Source organism: Streptomyces sp. NPDC000348, from assembly GCF_042898795.1.
GTDB lineage: Bacteria > Actinomycetota > Actinomycetes > Streptomycetales > Streptomycetaceae > Streptomyces.
The window spans coordinates 279,876-298,206 of the sequence record NZ_JBIAZD010000001.1 but is presented as its reverse complement, the minus strand read 5'-3'; the positions used below and the strand labels follow the sequence as shown (position 1 = coordinate 298,206).

Here is an 18,331-nt window from a genome sequence, read left to right as displayed (position 1 = left end):
GGCGGAGTCAACCGGGAGAACCTGCCTTGAGTCGTGAAACTGACACTCCGTCCTCCGGGCCCAACGGGCGCGGCGGATCCGCCTACCCGTCGGGCACGCCGCCCTACGGGACTCCGGCGATTCCGGACGAGGGTACGGACGCGGGCCGTTCGGCCGTGCGGCCGGAGGAACGCAAGACCGAGACCACGCTGACGACGCGGATCCGCATCAACATCCCCGGCTCGCGGCCCATTCCGCCGGTCGTCGTGCGCAAGCCCGTCGCGGACGCGGAGGGCACGGAGGGCAAGGACACCGCCGACGCCGAGGCGCCGGCGCCGTCCCCCGCCCCGTCCGCCGAGGCGGCCGAGCCCTCCGCCCGGCCCGACCGGCCGGCGGCCGGAGGGAAGCCGGCCAGCGACTGGTTCGCGCCACGCAAGTCGGGCGGGGGCAAGGGAGGTTCGGGTTCCGGCCCCGCCAACGACGCGGGCGCGCCGGGCGGTTCGGGTCCCGCCGCGGGCGGCGCCCCGCAGGCCCCTGCCGCTCCCGCCGGTGCCTCCGGTGGCACGCGGCCGGGTGCCCCCGGGCGTCCCGGTGGCGTCGTCGGCTCCATGGGCGCGCCGGGCGGTTCCCGTCCCGGCGGCACGAAGGGTTCCGGACCCACCGGCGCGACCGGTGCGACCGGCGGACCGGTGGCCCCCGGGCACGGTGGCGGCACCGGCTCCTTCGACGTGACCGAAGCGCTGGCCGCCGGGCCGGCGGGAGCCGGCACCCGTCCGGGCACGGGGCCCGGCGACCAGCCGCGCCGCGACGACCTGCCGTTCTTCACGGACGAGGCTCAGGGTGGCCGCGACGGGGCACAGCCGGGGCAGGCCCCCCAGCCCGGTCAGCCCGGTCAGCCCGGTCACCGCGGACGGCCGGGTCCCGCGGGTCCGACCACCGGACCGGCGACCGGCTCGAGCCCGGTCGCCCCCCGGGCGGGCAAGGGCTCCGGCGCTCCCCCCGTTCCCGGTGGTCCCGGCCTCCCCGCACTCCCGGTCCGCCCCGGCGCCCAGTCGGGCCAGGCGGCCCAGGGCGCCCCCGCGCGCCCCGGCGCCCAGACGGCCCAGGGCGCCCCCGCCGGCTTCGCCGACCAGGACGGCGGCACGGGCGCGCCCGGCACCCCCGGCGGCGGTCTGAGCGACGACACCGCGATCCTCACCCCGCAGCGCCCCGCCCAGCCCGGCACCCCGGGCTACGGTCCCCGCCACGACAACGTCTCCGGGCACACCGTCACCAGCGGCATCCCGGTCGTCCCGCCGGACGCGGCCTTCGACGCCCCGGGCACCCCGTCCGGCGGCCCGCGGCCGTACACGCCCCCGAAGCTGCCCGAGCCGGTCTCCCCGCCCCCGGCGAGCTCCTCGAAGCCGGCGAAGAAGAAGGGGCGCAACAAGCTCGTCCTGCTCTGCGGCTGCCTGGTCTTCCTCGGCGGCGTCGCCTACGGCGCCGGACTGCTGATGAACCGCTCCGACGTCCCGAAGGGCACCACCGTGCTCGGCGTCGACATCGGCGGCGGCACCCGCGACGAGGCCGTCAAGAAGCTCGACGCGGCGCTCGACGACCGGCTGAACAAGCCGCTGCGGCTGTCGGTCGACGGCAAGACCGTCGAGCTGGAGCCGGACAACGCGGGTCTGCAGTTCGACACCGACGCCACCGTCGGGGCGGCCGCCGGCAGCGACTACAACCCGGTCAACGTCATCGGCTCCCTCATCGGCAACGAACGCGTCGTCGAGCCGGTCATGCCCGTCGACGAGGAGAAGCTGCAGGCCGCCCTGGAGGACGCCGCCGGCGGCTCCGGCTCGGTGACCGAGGGCTCGATCACGTTCGAGTCCGGCAAGGCCGTCCCGGTGTACCCCAAGGGGGGCCAGGGCGTCGACGTCGCCAAGGCGACCGACGTGGTGACGGAGGCGTACCGCACCCAGGTCGAGACCGGCAGGGCCGCCCCGGTGAGCGTCCCGACGTCCGCCCAGCAGCCGAAGGTCACCAAGGCCGAGGTCGACCGGATGATGAAGGAGTTCGCCGAGCCGGCGATGTCGGCCAACGTGACCGTGCAGACCGACGCGGCGCACTCGATCCCGATGAGCCCCGAGAAGTCGCTGTGGAAGTTCCTCGGGGTCCAGGCCGTCAACGGCAAGCTGGTCGACAAGCCCGACCTGAAGGCCCTCCAGGAGCTGTACGGCCAGACGTTCGACGACGTGCTCATCACCCGGGGCAACGGCGAGAAGACGGCCGTGACCCCCGAGGACGTCTACGGCGCCCTCCGCCTGGCGCTGACCAGCAAGACCGACCGCGTCGCCGTCATCGAGACGAACCCCAGCTGACCCGGTCCCCCCGTACGAGGGAGCGGCGATCGAGCCCGGCCACCGCCGCCACGGCGCCGATCAGGCACAGGATCCCCGTGACGACGACCGCGGAGTGCAGACCATTGACGAACGCCTGGCCGCTGCCCTCGACGACCGCGGCCCTGAGCTGTGCCGGCATGTCTGCGGAGACCGGGGCGATCCCCATCGTCACGGCGTCCTCGGCCTTCTCCAGACCGTGCGCCACGGAGGCGGGGACGCCCGCCCCGGTGAGCTCGCCGAACAGCGAGGAACCGACCTTGCCGGCGATCACGGTGACGAGCACGGAGGTGCCCAGCGCACCACCGATCTGCAGCATCGTGGACTGCAGGCCGGACGCCACACCGCCGTCCCGCACCGGCGCGTTGCCGATGATCGCGGCGGCCGTGGCGGGCAGCACGATGCCGACCCCGAGCCCCAGCGCGACGTACGGCGGCCACATCGTGGCGTAGGACGAGTCGGTGGTCCAGGTGAGCATGCCGAACATGGCGACGGCCGAGAGGACCAGGCCCAGCGGGATGGTGAGACGCGGGCCGAAGCGGGCGGTCAGCTGGGAGCCGAGAGGCGAGGCGGCCAGCGAGGCGAGCGACATCGGCAGCGTGCTGATGCCGGCCTCGACGGGCGTGTAGCCGCGTACGTTCTGCAGGTACAGCATGATGAAGAAGATGCCGCCGAGCATGACGAAGAAGTTCAGCCCGGTCATGACGGCGCCGGTGGTCAGCGACCGGTCGCGGAACAGGCGCATCGGCAGCAGCGGGTTCTCCTGCCGGGTCTCGTACCAGCCGAAGAGGACCAGCAGGACCAGGCCGAGGGCGATGGAGCCGAGGGTTCCGGCGGAGCTCCAGCCCCAGGTCTCGCCCTTCACGATGCCGAAGACGAGCGCGAGCAGACCCGCGGCGAGCACGACGACGCCGACGATGTCGAAGCCCCGCTCACCGGCGGGGTTCCTGGACTCGGTGAGGACGGCCGCGCTGAACAGCAGGGCGATGACGCCGATCGGCGCGTTCAGGTAGAAGACCCACGTCCAGTCGACGTGCTCGACGAGCAGACCGCCGATGATCGGGCCCAGCGAGGTCGAGACGGCCGAGACCATGCCCCAGATGCCGACCGCGAGCCCGAACTTCCCCGGCGGGAACACGGCGCGCAGGATGCCCAGGGTGTTGGGCATCAGGATGCCGCCGCACAGCCCCTGCAGGGCGCGGAAGAGGATGACGCCCTCGATGGAGCCGGCCAGACCGATGGCGACCGAGGTGACGACGAACCCGCCGACGCCGGCCAGGTAGTGGAAGCGCCGGCCGAACCGGTCGCCGAGCCTGCCGCCGAGGATCATCGAGGCGGCGAGCGCGAGCAGGTAGGAGTTGGTGACCCACTGCAGTTCCGCGGTGCTGGCCCCGAGGTCCTTGCCGATCGCCGGGTTGGCGATGGCGACGACGGAGCCGTCGAGCTGCACCATGAGCAGGCCGAACGACACGGCGATCAGTGCGAGCCAGGGGTTGCCCCGGCGCGCGGCGGAGTGATCCACGGACGTGGACGACATGGAGGAAGCCGTTCTTTCTCGAAGGGGACGAACGAAGGACGGGGGAGGGGCCGCGGTGTCCGGGCGCGTCCGGGCGCTCCACGGGCCCCGGGCCGCGGGACGGGCGCGGGGCGTGCGGGATCGCGGTCGGCGCCCCGCGCCGGCGTGATGGCCGGCGGGGAGGTCAGCGGGTCGCGGCGTGGAGGTGGTGCGCCAGTGCGTTCAGCGCACCGAGCGCCGAACCGAGCGCGTCCATCTCCCCGTCGGTGATGGACCGCAGTGCCTGGCCGAGGAGACGCTCCTCGAGCGCGCGCACCTCGGCGATCCGCCGGCGCGAGGTCGCGGTGAGGTGGAGGTGGGCGATCCGCTTGTCGGCGCCGTCCTGGCGGCGTTCCAGTTCGCCCCGCTCCGTGAGCTGGGAGACGAGCGCGCTGACGTTGTTGGGCTTCATCAGCAGCGCCGTGGCCGCCTCGCCCACCGTGGCGCCCTCGTGCCGCGCGACGAACCGCAGCAGCGCCAGCTGTCCCTCGGGCGGCTTCGGGTGGGGGTACTCGCTCCCGACCCGCCGCTCCAGCGCCCGGTGCAACGCGGGCAGACACGCCGTGAGCTCGGAAGCCACGTGCGCGATGCGCTGCTCGGGGGAGCCGGTACCGGACATGTACGCGAGCATAGGTATCAAGGCATACCTATGTCAAAGAAAGAGCCCCCGCGATCCGCGGGCAGTCGTGCCTCCCCCCAGCGCCTCAAGGGCCTGGGAGGTCCCCCCCAGGGCGATGGGGGTCCCCCCGATCGAGCGAAGCCGGGCGTGGGGGAGGGTGGGCTGGGGGTCCCCCTCTGGGGGAGGCACCCCGCAAACGCCGGGCTGCGCGAACCCCCCGGCCCACACCCGCGAACCCTCAGTTCAGCATCGCCCGCGCCGCGCGGGCCTCCCCCCGCACCTGCGCGGCCGCCGCCTCGTCCACCGCGGCGACCACCTCGGCGTACGCCTCCAGCTCCCCGGCCCCCGCCAGGAACTCCCCCCGCTGCACCAGCAACCGCGCCCGCTCGTACCGCAGCCGCGCCGCGTGCGACGGAAGCAGCAGCGACAGCTCCACCGCCCACAGCCCCACACCCGAGTGCTCGGGCCGCGCCGCCGACCACGCCCGGATGTTGTTCAGGACACGCAGGACGACGTCCAGCGTGCCGGCGGGCGTCAGCATCGACGCGTCCAGCGGCACCCCCGTCGCCCCGGCGACCAGCAGCTCCGCGTCGGGGCCGGTCAGCACCCGGCCCCCGTCGAAGGGGTCGGCGAGCACCTGCCCCTCCGCCTCCCCGAACCCGACGACGAAGTGCCCGGGCAGCGCCACCCCGTACACCGGCGCCCCCGCCCGCCGGGCCACCTCCATCCAGACCACCGACAGCAGGATCGGCAGCCCGCGCCGCCGCCGCAGCACCTCGTGCAGCAGCGACGACTCCAGCCGCCGGTAGTCGTCCGGAACGCCGTGGAAGCCGTACCGCTCGCCCAGCAGCTCCCGCAGCGCCAGTGCCCACGCGTGCGGCGAGCCGGGCCGGTAGGGCAGCTCGCCGGCCAGCCGGTCCAGCTCCACCTCCACGGCGTCCATGCCCGCCTCGTCCAGCGCGCCGTCCGCCTCCGCGCCGACCAGCAGGCACAGCGTGGACAGGTCCGGCCGCTCGCCGCGGGCCTCCTCGGCGAACCGCCGGCGCAGTTCCGCGGAGCGCTCGGGCGACGGGGGGTGCGGAGCGCGCATACCCGGTTCGTGCCCGCTCACGGCGCTCCGTCACCTGCCGGAGCCGACGATTCCGGCGCACGGTGGTGGTGGTACGCGTGGTGCGCGACGAAGCCCATGCGGTCGTACAGCGCCCGCGCTCCCGCGTTGTCGTCCTCGACCTGGAGCCAGGCGGCCGAGGCGCCCTCGTCCAGCGCCCGCCGGGCCAGCGCGGCCATCACGGCGGTCGCCAGCCCCCGCCGCCGCCGCGCCGGGTCCACCTCGACCGCCGCGAAGCCGGCCCACCGCCCGTCCACGACGCACCGCCCGATGGCGGCCGGCGCGTCCGTGCCGGCGCCCGGCACCGTGGCGAACCACACCGAAGGACCGCTCCCCAGCACCCGCAGGGCCACCTCGCCCACCCCCTTGCGCCGGTACCGGGCCAGCCACGCCTCGTCGGCCTCCCGCGACAGCACCACCCCGGACGGCTCCCCGCCCAGGTCGGCGACCGGAGCCAGTGCACCCACCCACAGCTCGGCGGTCACCTCCCGCACCCAGCCCCGCCGCTCCAGCTCCGCGCAGAGCTGCTCCTGCGCGCCCTCGGCACCGGTCGCGGTCTGGACGTACGCGGGCAGCCCCCGCGCGGCGTACCAGTCGCGCACGGCCGTCAGCGCGTCGTCGAGCGGCACGCCCGGGTCGCCGAGCGGCAGCACGGAGTTGGCCCGCCGCGTGAACCCCTCGGCGGCCCGCAGCTCCCACTCGCCCAGCCGCTCGCTCTCCACGGGCCGCCACGCCCGCGCGGAGACCCGGGCCAGTTCCTCGTACGAGGCCGCCGGACCCCGGCGACGCGCCGGGGCGGAGGGGATCACCTTGCCCGCGACCAGCGCGGACTCCGCGACGCGGACACTTTCCCCGCTCTTCCTTGTGATCCGCAGCACACCGTTGTCCCATGATGTGAGAACGCCGACCGTGTCGGTGAACTTCTCACCCGGGGGACCATGTTCGATCAAGCTCCGTATGGAGACCCGTTTTCCCACGTCAGCAGTGGTGATACGGACCTCGAGGCGCCCGGCGGCAGAGATTTCCACAGGTCAGTTCACCCCTCCTGTTCGGATCATGCCCAAGAACGGAGATACTAGGGGCGGGCATCGACGACGCCGCGCTCCCGCGCGCCAGGCGGCGGAGCCTGAGGAGGCCCGCCAGCGCCCTATCGAGGAGGAACGACAGCGTGACCTACGTCATCGCGCAGCCTTGTGTCGACGTGAAGGACAAGGCGTGCATCGAGGAGTGCCCGGTCGACTGCATCTACGAGGGCCAGCGGTCCTTGTACATCCACCCGGACGAATGCGTCGACTGTGGTGCCTGTGAGCCGGTCTGCCCGGTCGAGGCGATCTTCTACGAGGACGACACTCCTGAGGAGTGGAAGGACTACTACAAGGCGAACGTCGAGTTCTTCGACGAGCTCGGCTCGCCCGGCGGCGCCAGCAAGCTCGGTCTGATCGAGCGGGACCACCCGTTCATCGCCGCGCTGCCGCCGCAGGCGTAGCCGTTCCGCGAGAAGCGGCCCCGCATCGACGTGCCGCCCGGTCCCGTACGGTCCGATCCTCCCGATCGCCGTACGGGACCGAGGCGTTCTGCCGGACCAGAAAGTGAGCCCGTACCCGTGTCCGCAGTCTCCGACCGGCTGCCCACCTTCCCCTGGGACAAGCTGGAGCCCTACAAGAAGACGGCCGCCGCGCACCCCGACGGCATCGTCGACCTCTCGGTCGGCACGCCCGTCGACCCGGTGCCCGAGCCGATCCAGAAGGCCCTGATCGCCGCGGCGGACTCGCCGGGCTATCCCACGGTCTGGGGCACCCCGGAGCTGCGCGACGCGCTCACCCGCTGGGTGGAGCGCCGGCTGGGCGCCCGCGGGGTCACCCACCACCACGTCCTGCCGGTCGTCGGCTCCAAGGAACTGGTCGCCTGGCTCCCCACCCAGCTCGGACTCGGCCCCGGCGACAAGGTCGCCTTCCCGCGCCTGGCCTACCCGACGTACGAGGTCGGCGCCCGCCTCGCCCGCGCCGGGTACGAGGCCTACGACGATCCGACCGAGCTGGACCCGGCGGGCCTGAAGCTGCTCTGGCTGAACTCCCCGTCCAACCCGACGGGCCGGGTGCTGTCCAAGGAGGAGCTGACGAGGATCGTCGCCTGGGCCCGTGAGCACGGCGTCCTCGTCCTCTCCGACGAGTGCTACATCGAGCTGGGCTGGGAGGCCGACCCGGTCTCGGTGCTGCACCCCGACGTCAACGGCGGGTCGTACGACGGCATCGTCTCGGTGCACTCCCTCTCCAAGCGTTCCAACCTCGCCGGTTACCGCGCCGCGTTCCTGGCCGGCGACCCGGCGGTCCTCGGCCCGCTGCTGCAGATCCGCAAGCACGGCGGGATGATGACCTCCGCGCCGACCCAGGCGGCCGTGGTCGCGGCCCTGGGCGACGACGAGCACGTCCGCGTCCAGCGGGAGCGCTACGCGGCCCGCCGCACCGCCCTGCGCGACGCGCTGCTCGCCCACGGCTTCCGCATCGAGCACAGCGAGGCCAGCCTCTACCTGTGGGCCACCAGGGACGAGTCCTGCTGGACCACGGTCGCCCACCTCGCCGACCGCGGCATCCTGGTCGCCCCCGGCGACTTCTACGGCCCGGCGGGCGAGAACTTCGTCCGCGTGGCCCTCACCGCGACGGACGAACGCGTCCGGGCGGCAGTGCGGCGCCTGACGGCCTGAGGCGACCGCCGGCTTCAGGCGACCCGGCTGTGGGCAGTCGTTCCGCAGGGCGACGGGGGCACCTCCCATGCCCTTCGGGCGAGGGGGGAGGGTGGGCACAGCCACCAACGCCGGGTCACGGTCCGGCGAACGCCCACCGCGCCCCGGCACGGACACACGGAACGACGGGGCCCGGGAACATCCCCCGGACCCCGTCGCCGTGTCAAAGCCGGCCGCAGGCCGACCCTCAGCCGACCGGCAGCCCCTTCACGGGCGCGCCCTTGGTGAGGGACCCGGCAGCCTTCTTCACGGTCTTTCCGGCACCCGGCACCACCTCGCCGGTGCCACCCGTGGTCTTCGTGACGTCCCGCGTCACGTTGTCCACGGGGTTGCCGGCGGCCCCGTCCACAGCGGTCAGCCCGCCGAGGTTCGGGGTGGCCGGCAGCTCCGGAGCCGCACTGGCGGAACCGGCCGCGCCGACCCCGGCGGCCGCTCCCGCAGCGACGAGCAGCGCGGCACGGGCGATCCGACGGGTCAGGGGGAGGGACATGGTGCTCCTTCGACGGGAGAGAACGGTGACGCCGTGACTACCGCTCGACCGCCGGGAAGGTTGCGGCGGGGCAACGCAAAGAGTTGGCAATGCGTCGCATTATCGGCCGTACATGACGCCCACGGGTGACCTCCCGCACGCCTGCGCGGTCGAGCTACGGCATGGTCGTGATGGTCACGACCCCCGCGCCGTCCCCCGGGCCCTCGGCGCTCTTGCCGTCGTCCTCGGCCCCGCCGTCCGTCGGCCGCCACTGGCTGTCGGTGTTCCCGGCGGTCCACTCCCGTCCCGCGTACGACACCCGCTGGATGCGCAGCTCGGAGGCGTTGGCCACGGCCCAGTGGGCCAGCTGCCAGCCACGCGCCCCGGCGTCGGCTTCGGCGCCGGCGTCCTCCCCGGCCGCGACCGGAAGCCGCACGGTCCGCCCGTCGGAGACGCCGGAGTCCGCCGGAGCGCTCACCGGGGGTGCGGGGGTCGCCTCCACCTCGGCGGCGGCCGGCTCCAGCGCGTCCCGCCCGAAGTCCCGGGCCAGCGCGGTCCGCACCGCGTCCGCGCCCGCCGCCCGCGTCGCCGCCGGACGGCCCTCGCAGGTCAGCGTCGCCGCCGAGCGCCCGGTGAGGGCGGCGGCCAGCAGCGCGGCGTCCGGCTCGTGCTTGGCGTACGCCTGCGGGAAGCCGCTGCGCTGCACCCGCTGCGCGGCGACGGTGAGCGGCAGCCGGGTGTAGCCCGGCACCTCCTCCAGGTGCTCGTAGAACTTCTCCGCCGCGTACGCCGGGTCCATGATCTCCTTCGGCGTGCCCCAGCCCTGCGAGGGACGCTGCTGGAACAGGCCCAGCGAGTCACGGTCGCCGTAGTCGATGTTGCGCAGCGCCGACTCCTGCAGCGCGGTCGCCAGCGCGATCGTCACGGCCCGCTCGGGCAGCTCGCGCGCGGTGCCCACGGCGGTGATCGTCGCCGCGTTCACCGCCTGCTCGGGCGTGAACTCGTACGTCGCCCCGTCGCCCCTGCCCGACACGACCTCGCAGCCCGGACCACCGGTGCCCCCGGTGTCGTACTGCACCACGACGTATCCGGCGACCGCGGACAGCACCACAAGACCCGCGCTCCAGCGGGAGAGACGGCCGCGACGCGTGCGCTGGGAAGGAAGGGACGGCTCTGGCACGCGTACAAGGTACTGGAGAGTACGGTTCCTTGTGTGCCGGGTGCGGACAGTCGGTCGGGCCCGGCGGGTTAGGGTCGACGGCATGGCCGACACCCCGCTTGACCTCACCCTGGACGCCGCGCGCCTGACCGCGCAGCTCGTCGACTTCCCCTCCGTCAGCGGCACCGAGAAGCCGCTCGCGGACGCGATCGAGAACGCGCTGCGCGCCCTGCCCCACCTCACGGTCGACCGGTACGGCAACAACGTGGTGGCCCGCACGCGGCTGGGCCGCCCGGAGCGGGTGATCCTCGCCGGCCACATCGACACGGTCCCGATCGCGGACAACGTCCCCTCCCGGCTCGACGACGACGGCGTGCTCTGGGGCTGCGGCACCTGCGACATGAAGTCCGGCGTGGCCGTCCAGCTGCGCATCGCGGCCACGGTCCCCGCGCCCAACCGCGACCTGACCTTCGTCTTCTACGACAACGAGGAGGTCTCCGCCGACCTCAACGGCCTGAAGCACGTGGCCGAGGCGCACCCCGAATGGCTGGAGGGCGACTTCGCGGTGCTGCTGGAACCCTCCGACGGACAGGTGGAGGGCGGCTGCCAGGGCACGCTGCGGGTGCTGCTGAAGACCACGGGCGAGCGCGCCCACTCCGCGCGGAGCTGGATGGGCTCCAACGCGATCCACGCCGCCGCCCCGATCCTCGCCCGCCTGGCCGCCTACGAACCGCGCTATCCGGTGATCGACGGACTGGAGTACCGCGAGGGCCTGAACGCGGTCGGCGTCTTTGGCGGAGTGGCCGGCAACGTCATCCCCGACGAGTGCGTCGTCTCCGTGAACTTCCGCTACGCCCCGGACCGCAGCGAGGAGGAGGCCCTCGCCCACGTCCGCGAGGTCTTCGCGGACTGCGGGGTGAGCGAGTTCGTCGTCGACGACCACAGCGGCGCGGCGCTGCCCGGCCTGTCCCACCCGGCCGCGGCGGCCTTCATCGAGGCGGTGGGCGGCACCCCGCAGCCCAAGTACGGCTGGACGGACGTCTCCCGCTTCTCGTCACTGGGCATCCCGGCGGTCAACTACGGCCCCGGCAACCCCCACTTGGCGCACAAGCGGGACGAGCGCGTGGACACCGCGAAGATCCTCGCGGGGGAGGAACGGCTGCGGTCCTGGTTGACGGCGTGACACGAACGGGGTTTGCGGCGCGGTGCGCCGGACATGCTCAGGTCCCTCGTACGTAACCCGCGTGGATCTACGCTGAGGTGGTACCACCAGCGAACGGAGGGAGCGCACATGGCTACCGGCAACCCCGAGGGGAAGCAGCAGCCGCCGGAGGAGAAGCGCCTGGGGCCGGTCCTCCGCCGGCGGGGCCAGGTGCAGGCGAGCACCACCGACCAGCGGCTGCTGGACGAGCGCGCGCCCACGGACTGGGTCCACACCGACCCCTGGCGGGTGCTGCGCATCCAGTCGGAGTTCATCGAGGGCTTCGGCACGCTCGCCGAACTCCCGCCCGCCATCAGCGTCTTCGGCTCGGCGCGCACACCGGTGGACACGCCGGAGTACGAGGCCGGCGTCCGGCTCGGCCGGGGCCTGGTCGACGCGGGCTTCGCGGTGATCACCGGCGGCGGTCCGGGAGCCATGGAGGCGGCCAACAAGGGCGCCTGCGAGGCGAAGGGCGTCTCGGTCGGCCTGGGCATCGAACTCCCCTTCGAGCAGGGGCTGAACCCCTACGTCGACATCGGCCTGAACTTCCGGTACTTCTTCGTCCGCAAGATGATGTTCGTCAAGTACGCCCAGGGCTTCGTGGTCCTGCCCGGCGGCCTCGGCACCCTGGACGAACTCTTCGAGGCGCTGACCCTCGTCCAGACCCAGAAGGTCACCCGCTTCCCCATCGTCCTGTTCGGCACGGACTACTGGGGCGGTCTGGTCGACTGGCTCCGCCACACGGTCATCGCCCAGGGCAAGGCGGCGGAGAAGGACCTCCTGCTGTTCCACGTCACGGACGACGTGGAGGAGGCGGTGGCCCTGGTCTCGAAGGAGGCGGGCCGCTAGGGGCCTTGGAGGCCCTCCGGGGGCGTCCCTCCGACGTACCGAGTCGGGCGGCGGGTGGGCGGAGGCCGGGGGCCCGGGGCGGAGCCTCCGAGGGACGGGACGGGACGGGAAGGGGCGGCGGGGGCGGAAAGATCCCCGCCACCCATCGCCGCGCCCCCTACGCCAGCCCCCTCCGGGCCACGGCCGGCTCCCGCTCCCCGGCGATGGCCGACACCATGTCCAGCACCTGCCGGGTCTCGGCCACCTCGTGCACCCGGTACACCCGCGCCCCCAGCCACGCCGACACCGCCGTGGTCGCCAACGTCCCCACCACCCGCTCCTTCACCGGCCGGTCCAGCGTCTCCCCCACGAAGTCCTTGTTGGACAGGGACACCAGCACCGGCCACCCCGTGCCGACCATCTCCCCCAGCCGCCGGGTCGCCTCGAGGCTGTGCCGCGTGTTCTTCCCGAAGTCGTGCCCCGGATCGATCATCACCGACTCCCGCGGCACCCCCAGCGAGACCGCCCGCTCCGCCAGCCCCACGGTCACCTCGAGGATGTCGGCCATGACGTCGTCGTACGTCACCCGGTGCGGCCGCGTCCGCGGCCGGGCACCGCCCGCGTGGGTGCACACCAGCCCCGCGCCGTACCGCGCGGCGACCTCCGCGAGCCGCGGATCGACCCCGCCCCACGCGTCGTTCAGCACGTCCGCGCCCGCCTCGCACACGGCCTCGCCGACCTCGTGCCGCCAGGTGTCCACGCTGATCACGACGTCCGGGAAGCGCCGCCGCACCTCGGCGACGAAGCCGACCGTCCGCCGCGCCTCCTCCTCGGCCGTGACCTCCTCGCCCGGCCCGGCCTTCACCCCGCCGATGTCGATGATCGCGGCGCCCTCCGCCACCGCCTGCTCCACCCGCGCGAGCGCCGGCTCGTCGCGGAACGTGGCGCCCTGGTCGTAGAAGGAGTCCGGGGTCCGGTTCACGATCGCCATGATGACCCGCTCGTGCGGTGCGAATTCCCGCCTGCCCAGCCTGAGCATCCCCTGTGACCTCTTCCTCGTACGAACCCGTTCCGGGCCGCCTTCGAACGCCCGGCGGCCCCGACTGCCAGACTCGCATGGCACGATCGGAGCCACACATCCGACTCCGACTCGTCCGACCGTGGGGGCCCCGGCGATGGTTATGTTCCTGTTCCTGGTCGTCGCGCTCGCCGTGGTGGTCGCCGCGGTGACCCTCGCCGTGGTGGGCGGCGGCGACAGCGCCCCGCTGCCCGAGGCGGCTCCCGAGCACCTGCGGGACGCCCTGCCGCCGGACCGGCCGCTCAGCCGTGCGGACGTGGACGGCCTGCGCTTCCCGCTCGCCGTCCGCGGCTACCGCATGGCCGACGTGGACGACGCCCTCGGCCGCCTCGGCGCCGAACTCTCCGAACGCGACGCCCGGATCGCCGACCTGGAGTCCGCGCTGGCAGGCGCCCGCGCCGCCGCGGCCCGCCCCTCCCTGGAGAAGCCCGCCCCGCACCGTGAGGACGAGCAGCCGTGAGCGCGGAAGCAACCGCCCCCGCCGGCCCGGACGGCCTGCCGCGCTGCCCCTGGGCCCTGTCCGCCCCGGACTACGTGACGTACCACGACGAGGAGTGGGGCCGCCCGGTCCACGGCGACGACGCCCTCTTCGAGCGCCTCAGCCTGGAGGCGTTCCAGTCCGGTCTGTCCTGGATCACCATCCTGCGGCGCCGCCCCGGCTTCCGCGCCGCCTTCGCCGGCTTCGAGATCGCCGCGGTCGCGGAGTTCACCGACACCGACCGCGAGCGCCTGCTGGCCGACGCGGGCATCATCCGCAACCGCGCCAAGATCGACGCGACCCTCGCCAACGCGCGCGAGCTGGCCGGGTGGGCGCCCGGCGACCTGGACGCCCTGATCTGGTCCCACGCCCCCGACCCGGCCGGCCGCCCGGCGCCGAAGACCCTCGCCGAGGTCCCCGCGGTGACCCCGGAGTCGACGGCCCTGTCCAAGGCCCTGAAGAAACGGGGCCTGCGCTTCGTCGGCCCGACCACGGCGTACGCCCTGATGCAGGCCTGCGGACTGGTCAACGACCACTTGGAGACATGCGGAGCGAGAAGCGCCCGGTAAGGGGCGCGGGGCTGTGTCGATGTGCGGCTCCGCCGCGTGGGCGCGATCAACCACAACGCAGCCGCAGCCCCCGGCGCAGCCGTAGCCCCGAGCTCACCGGCCCAGGTACCGGGGCTTCTCCTTGTTCACGAACGCCCGCACCGCGATCGCGTGGTCCTCCGAGGAGCCCGCCCGGGTCTGCAGCTCGTCCTCCTTCTCCAGCGCCTCCTCCAGCGAGTGGCTCAGCCCGTACGCCACGGACTCCTTCAGCGCCGCGTACGCCACCGTCGGACCCTCGGCCAGCGCCCGCGCCACTTTCTCCGCCTCCGCGCGCAGCTCCGCCGCCGGGACCAGCCGGTTGGCGATGCCCAGGTCGTACGCCTCCTGCGCGGAGACGCTGCGCGGGAAGAGCAGCAGGTCGGTGGCGCGCCCGGGGCCGATCACGCGCGGCAGCGTCCAGGAGATCCCGGAGTCCGCGGTCAGCGCGACCCCGGCGAACGAGGTGTTGAACGCCGCCGTGTCCGCGACGATCCGGTAGTCCGCGGCCAGCGCGAAGCCGAAGCCGGCGCCCGCCGCGACCCCGTTCACCGCCGCGACCACCGGCTTCGCGGCCCCGGCGATCGCCTTCACGATCGGGTTGTAGTGCTCGCGCACCGTGCTCATCGTCCGCCCCGAACCGGTCTCCCGGTCCTCGATCAGCAGCCCGATGTGCTCCTTGAGGTCCTGCCCGACGCAGAACGCCCGGTCCCCGGCGGCGGTCAGCAGCACGGCCCGTACGGCGTCGTCGTCCGCGGCGGACCGGACCGCGTCCCGGAGGGCGACCTTCGCCGCGACGTTCAGCGCGTTCATCGCCTCCGGGCGGTTGAGCGTGATCGTCGCGAGCCCGTCGCTCACCTCGTAGAGCACGGTGTCGGCCATGGCGTATCCCTCCGTGTGGCGGCTCGGGACCTACCGGCCGGTACGTCCCCGTCTGCAGGACAGCATGACGGAGATCACCGACCGTGGCGGGTGGCCGGCGTGTGACCTGCGTCAAACAATTCCCGCCCGTTTCCGATCGGCGGAGGTGGGCGCGGCGGAGAAGTATCGCAGCCACATCGCCGAATTGAGTGGTTTTGCTCGCGTGCGTTGCCCAAGCGATGCCGAACGATGTTGGTCATCGGGTCCCGCCATGCGGGATAATGGCCTGGAAGCAATGTGTTCGATGCCGGTGGCGTGTGTCCTGCTTCAAGGACCGCAGGTGCCCTTCAGTGGGCCGTCGGCTAGACGGTTGAGCTGGGTTTCAGGAAGGGGAACGAGCATGGCGGCCATGAAGCCGCGGACGGGCGACGGCCCGCTCGAGGTGACCAAGGAGGGGCGGGGCATCGTCATGCGCGTTCCGCTCGAAGGCGGCGGTCGGCTCGTCGTCGAGCTGACCCCGGATGAGGCCGACGCGCTCGGCGACGCCCTCAAGAAGGTCGTCGGCTGACGCGCAAGCGACCATACCCCTTCAGCCGCCCCGGCGCCGCACGCGGTGCCGGGGCGGCTGTTTCGCGCACCGGCGACGGGCCGCGACCGCGTCCGCCGGTCACCGCTTGACGGCGCAGAGGAGCCCGTCCCCCACCGGCAGCAGCGACGACACCAGGTCCGTGCTCTCGCGCAGGGTCCGCACCAGCTCCCGCAGCCGCAGCACCTCCGTGGGCTGCGGCCCGGAGTCCACCGTGCGTCCGTTCGCGAAGATCCCTTCGAAGGCGACCAGGCCACCCGGACGCAGCAGACGCAACGATTCGGCGAGATAGTCCTGGTACTCCTGCCGGTCGCCGTCGCAGAAGACCAGGTCGTAACCGGCGTCCGCGAGACGGGGCAGGACGTCCAGCGCGCGGCCCGGGATGAAGCGGGCCCGGTTCCCGGCGAAACCGGCGTCGCGGAAGGCCTGGCGGGCGGACTGCTGGTGCTCCGGTTCCTGGTCGACCGTGGTCAGCACCCCGTCCGGCCGCATCCCGTGCAGCAGGTGGATCCCGGAGACCCCGCAGCCGGTGCCGATCTCCGCGACCGCCTTGGCGTCCACACTGGCGGCGAGCAACCGCAGCGCCGCGCCCGTGCCGGGCGACACCGAGCGCAGCCCCGCGTCACGGGCCCGGTCACGGGCCCAGAGCAGTGCCTCGTCCTCGGCGACATAGGCGTCGGCGAACGCCCAGCTCGTCTGCCGGTTGGCGGTAATGACCCTCTCCTGTCCCCGTGGATGCCTGGGCGTGACTGTATCCGTTGGCGTCGGGAACCCGCAGATGGGACCGGTCGTTTACAAGGACGAGCAAGTGGCGCGTGCCGTGACGGGGGGCGGGGAGTGGCCGAGGACGCCGAGCAAGTGCTGACGCAGCCGTACGAGCCGTGGCAGCCCAGATCAAATTCTCGTAAAACCGCTTATCCGGAGCTAACGGGCGAGGTGGCTATGGTAGGGGCTCCACTGGACACCACCAGAGCCGATAGGGGAGGTGCGGCTGCGCCTGTGGATCGCGGAGGAGCGCTGCGGCGCTTCCTCGGATCGGCGGGCAGGCCGAAATCCGTGAACGACACCGCTGCTGACCACCACCGCGCCGGCGACCCGGCCCAGACCGCGACTTTCTCCACCGACGCGGACGGGCAGGCGTGGACTCCGCCCACCTGGGAGGAGATCGTCAGCATGCACAGCGGCCGGGTCTACCGGCTCGCCTACCGCCTCACCGGCAACCAGCACGACGCCGAGGACCTCACCCAGGAGGTCTTCGTCCGCGTCTTCCGCTCCCTGTCGACGTACACGCCGGGCACCTTCGAGGGCTGGCTGCACCGCATCACCACCAACCTCTTCCTGGACATGGTCCGCCGCAAGCAGCGCATCCGCTTCGACGCGCTCGGCGACGACGCGGCCGAGCGGCTGCCCAGCAAGGAGCCCACGCCGCAGCAGGTGTTCAACGACGCCCACTTCGACGCGGACGTCCAGCAGGCCCTCGACACCCTGGCCCCCGAGTTCCGCGCCGCCGTCGTCCTGTGCGACATCGAAGGCCTGTCGTACGAGGAGATCGCGGCCACCCTGGGCGTCAAGCTCGGCACCGTCCGGTCCCGGATCCACCGCGGCCGTTCCCAGCTGCGCAAGGCCCTCGCGCACCGCTCGCCCAAGGCGCGCGCGGAGCGCCGCTCCTTCGTGCCGCGTGTTCCCGCACTGGGAGGAGGGGGCGCGAGCGCGTGAGCGGTTCACAGCCGAAGTCCTCCGAGGGACACCTCGCAGAGCAGCACCTGGGAGACCGACTCTCCGCCCTGGTGGACGGAGAGCTCGGTCATGACGCGCGTGAGCGCGTACTGGCGCACGTCGCCACCTGCGCGAAGTGCAAGGCGGAGGTGGACGCGCAGCGCCGTCTGAAGAGCGTCTTCGCCCAGGCGGCGCCCCCGCCGCCGTCCGAGAGCTTCCTGGCCCGCCTCCAGGGGCTGCCGGCCGGGGGCGACCTCGGTGACGGCGGCCCGCCGCTGGGCGGCGGAGGGCTGCCGGGCGGTACGTCCGGGCGGTTCGGCGGCGGCTCCGGGGTCTTCGGGACCAGGCGGAGCGAGCGCTTCGAGTTCGCCTACGCGCCCGTCCGGCGGCACGAGTCCGCACTGCCGGCCGCCGCGGGCGGCCGGGGCTTCGCCCTCCACGACGTCAGCCGCCACGAGGCCGACCGGCCGTCCTCCCGCGGGCTGCGGTTCGCGTTCGTCGCCGCCGGGGCGGTGTCGCTGGCCGCGATCGCGCTCGGCGGGGTCACCACGAGCACGCCCACCGACACCGAGGCGCGCGGTGCGGGCAAGGGCAGCAACGTCACGCCGATGCGCACGCAGGGCACGGGCGCGGCGATGCCCGAGTCCCAGCGGCGCCGTGCCGTGGGACCGCTGCTGGGCCAGAGCGCGCCCGCGGACACCCCGGCCGCCCCGACCGCGGTCTCCGCGCCGCTGCTGCCCGGGATCCCGGCGCCGACGGAGCGCCACCCCGCGCCGGGCACGCCGATGCCGGGCGGTGCGACGGCCGTGTCCCCGCTGATACGACCGCTCACCTCGACCCCGCCGCTCACCCTGACCACGTGGGCCGTCTCCACCGGGCTCAAGGCCCCCGGCCTCGTCGCCGCCGGTCCGACGCCGGTCCCCACGCCGACGTCCCGCTGAGCCGTCCAGTGCGCGGGGGCGCGCGAACCTGATTGAATCCAGGGGGCGCGCCCA

The 18,331-nt window shown here is 73.6% G+C and carries 19 protein-coding genes; 10 read left to right on the top strand and 9 right to left on the bottom strand.

All coding sequences use genetic code 11. The features are described from left to right. Positions 1 to 26 precede the first annotated feature (26 nt). Positions 27 to 2,336 (top strand): hypothetical protein, encoded by a 2,310-nt coding sequence (locus ACFY3N_RS01445; protein ID WP_390814602.1) that lies wholly within the window; start codon positions 27 to 29, stop codon positions 2,334 to 2,336. Here ACFY3N_RS01445 and ACFY3N_RS01440 read toward each other — a convergent pair. From ACFY3N_RS01440 to ACFY3N_RS01425, 4 genes are all read right to left on the bottom strand, one after another. After that, positions 2,314 to 3,891 (bottom strand): MFS transporter, encoded by a 1,578-nt coding sequence (locus tag ACFY3N_RS01440; protein ID WP_390814601.1) that lies wholly within the window; start codon positions 3,889 to 3,891, stop codon positions 2,314 to 2,316. The genes ACFY3N_RS01445 and ACFY3N_RS01440 overlap by 23 nt on opposite strands. A gap of 163 nt (positions 3,892 to 4,054) precedes the next feature. Next, positions 4,055 to 4,528, bottom strand: a complete 474-nt coding sequence (locus ACFY3N_RS01435; RefSeq protein WP_390814600.1) for a MarR family winged helix-turn-helix transcriptional regulator — start codon at positions 4,526 to 4,528, stop codon at positions 4,055 to 4,057. A gap of 238 nt (positions 4,529 to 4,766) precedes the next feature. Beyond that, complete coding sequence (locus ACFY3N_RS01430) at positions 4,767 to 5,618, bottom strand: tetratricopeptide repeat protein (protein WP_390814599.1); 852 nt, start codon at positions 5,616 to 5,618, stop codon at positions 4,767 to 4,769. Positions 5,619 to 5,635: 17 nt separating this feature from the next. Further along, on the bottom strand, positions 5,636 to 6,664 hold the full coding sequence (locus ACFY3N_RS01425; protein ID WP_390814598.1) for a GNAT family N-acetyltransferase: 1,029 nt from the start codon (positions 6,662 to 6,664) through the stop codon (positions 5,636 to 5,638). Between the two features lie 140 nt (positions 6,665 to 6,804). On the opposite strand from ACFY3N_RS01425, the gene fdxA reads away from it, so the two are divergent. Together fdxA and ACFY3N_RS01415 are read left to right on the top strand one after the other, a co-directional pair. Then, positions 6,805 to 7,122 carry a ferredoxin gene (gene fdxA / locus ACFY3N_RS01420; RefSeq protein ID WP_004926152.1) on the top strand — a complete coding sequence of 106 codons (318 nt, stop codon included), beginning with the start codon at positions 6,805 to 6,807 and terminating at the stop codon, positions 7,120 to 7,122. Positions 7,123 to 7,239: 117 nt separating this feature from the next. Further along, positions 7,240 to 8,337, top strand: a complete 1,098-nt coding sequence (locus tag ACFY3N_RS01415) for a bifunctional succinyldiaminopimelate transaminase/glutamate-prephenate aminotransferase (protein ID WP_390814597.1) — start codon at positions 7,240 to 7,242, stop codon at positions 8,335 to 8,337. Between the two features lie 226 nt (positions 8,338 to 8,563). Here ACFY3N_RS01415 and ACFY3N_RS01410 read toward each other — a convergent pair whose 3' ends face one another. Both ACFY3N_RS01410 and ACFY3N_RS01405 read right to left on the bottom strand, forming a co-directional pair. Beyond that, complete coding sequence (locus tag ACFY3N_RS01410) at positions 8,564 to 8,866, bottom strand: ATP-binding protein (protein ID WP_390814596.1); 303 nt, start codon at positions 8,864 to 8,866, stop codon at positions 8,564 to 8,566. A gap of 154 nt (positions 8,867 to 9,020) precedes the next feature. Then, a complete protein-coding gene (locus ACFY3N_RS01405) occupies positions 9,021 to 10,025 on the bottom strand; it encodes a heavy metal transporter (RefSeq protein ID WP_390814595.1) in 1,005 nt (334 codons plus the stop codon). 82 nt (positions 10,026 to 10,107) lie between these two features. Between ACFY3N_RS01405 and dapE the strand changes: the two genes are divergently transcribed. Then, positions 10,108 to 11,187, top strand: coding sequence for a succinyl-diaminopimelate desuccinylase (gene dapE, locus ACFY3N_RS01400; RefSeq protein WP_390814594.1), 1,080 nt, complete (start codon positions 10,108 to 10,110; stop codon positions 11,185 to 11,187). A gap of 108 nt (positions 11,188 to 11,295) precedes the next feature. Continuing rightward, the gene (locus tag ACFY3N_RS01395; protein ID WP_390814593.1) at positions 11,296 to 12,054 is read left to right on the top strand and encodes a TIGR00730 family Rossman fold protein; all 759 of its coding nucleotides are present in this window, start codon (positions 11,296 to 11,298) and stop codon (positions 12,052 to 12,054) included. 157 nt (positions 12,055 to 12,211) lie between these two features. Here the strand turns inward: ACFY3N_RS01395 and folP are convergent, their stop codons facing one another. After that, entirely contained in the window at positions 12,212 to 13,072 is an 861-nt protein-coding gene (folP, locus tag ACFY3N_RS01390) for a dihydropteroate synthase (protein WP_390814592.1), read from the bottom strand. A gap of 136 nt (positions 13,073 to 13,208) precedes the next feature. Here folP and ACFY3N_RS01385 point away from each other — a divergent pair, with 136 nt between their 5' ends. Continuing rightward, positions 13,209 to 13,571 (top strand): DivIVA domain-containing protein, encoded by a 363-nt coding sequence (locus tag ACFY3N_RS01385; RefSeq protein WP_390814591.1) that lies wholly within the window; start codon positions 13,209 to 13,211, stop codon positions 13,569 to 13,571. After that, positions 13,568 to 14,158 carry a DNA-3-methyladenine glycosylase I gene (locus tag ACFY3N_RS01380; RefSeq protein WP_390814590.1) on the top strand — a complete coding sequence of 197 codons (591 nt, stop codon included), beginning with the start codon at positions 13,568 to 13,570 and terminating at the stop codon, positions 14,156 to 14,158. The genes ACFY3N_RS01385 and ACFY3N_RS01380 overlap by 4 nt, the downstream gene beginning before the upstream one ends. A 93-nt stretch (positions 14,159 to 14,251) precedes the next feature. Here ACFY3N_RS01380 and ACFY3N_RS01375 read toward each other — a convergent pair whose 3' ends face one another. Continuing rightward, positions 14,252 to 15,055, bottom strand: coding sequence for an enoyl-CoA hydratase/isomerase family protein (locus ACFY3N_RS01375; RefSeq protein WP_390814589.1), 804 nt, complete (start codon positions 15,053 to 15,055; stop codon positions 14,252 to 14,254). 379 nt (positions 15,056 to 15,434) lie between these two features. Between ACFY3N_RS01375 and ACFY3N_RS01370 the strand changes: the two genes are divergently transcribed. Beyond that, positions 15,435 to 15,602, top strand: coding sequence for a DUF3117 domain-containing protein (locus ACFY3N_RS01370; protein WP_003966491.1), 168 nt, complete (start codon positions 15,435 to 15,437; stop codon positions 15,600 to 15,602). A 99-nt stretch (positions 15,603 to 15,701) separates the two neighbouring features. Here ACFY3N_RS01370 and ACFY3N_RS01365 read toward each other — a convergent pair whose 3' ends face one another. Then, the gene (locus ACFY3N_RS01365) at positions 15,702 to 16,400 is read right to left on the bottom strand and encodes an O-methyltransferase (RefSeq protein ID WP_390815019.1); all 699 of its coding nucleotides are present in this window, start codon (positions 16,398 to 16,400) and stop codon (positions 15,702 to 15,704) included. 276 nt (positions 16,401 to 16,676) lie between these two features. On the opposite strand from ACFY3N_RS01365, the gene sigE reads away from it, so the two are divergent. Together sigE and ACFY3N_RS01355 are read left to right on the top strand one after the other, a co-directional pair. Then, the gene (gene sigE / locus ACFY3N_RS01360) at positions 16,677 to 17,336 is read left to right on the top strand and encodes an RNA polymerase sigma factor SigE (protein ID WP_371102565.1); all 660 of its coding nucleotides are present in this window, start codon (positions 16,677 to 16,679) and stop codon (positions 17,334 to 17,336) included. Next, positions 17,333 to 18,277: an anti-sigma factor family protein gene (locus tag ACFY3N_RS01355; protein ID WP_390814588.1), complete on the top strand. Its 945-nt coding sequence runs from the start codon at positions 17,333 to 17,335 to the stop codon at positions 18,275 to 18,277. The genes sigE and ACFY3N_RS01355 overlap by 4 nt, the downstream gene beginning before the upstream one ends. Positions 18,278 to 18,331 lie beyond the last annotated feature (54 nt).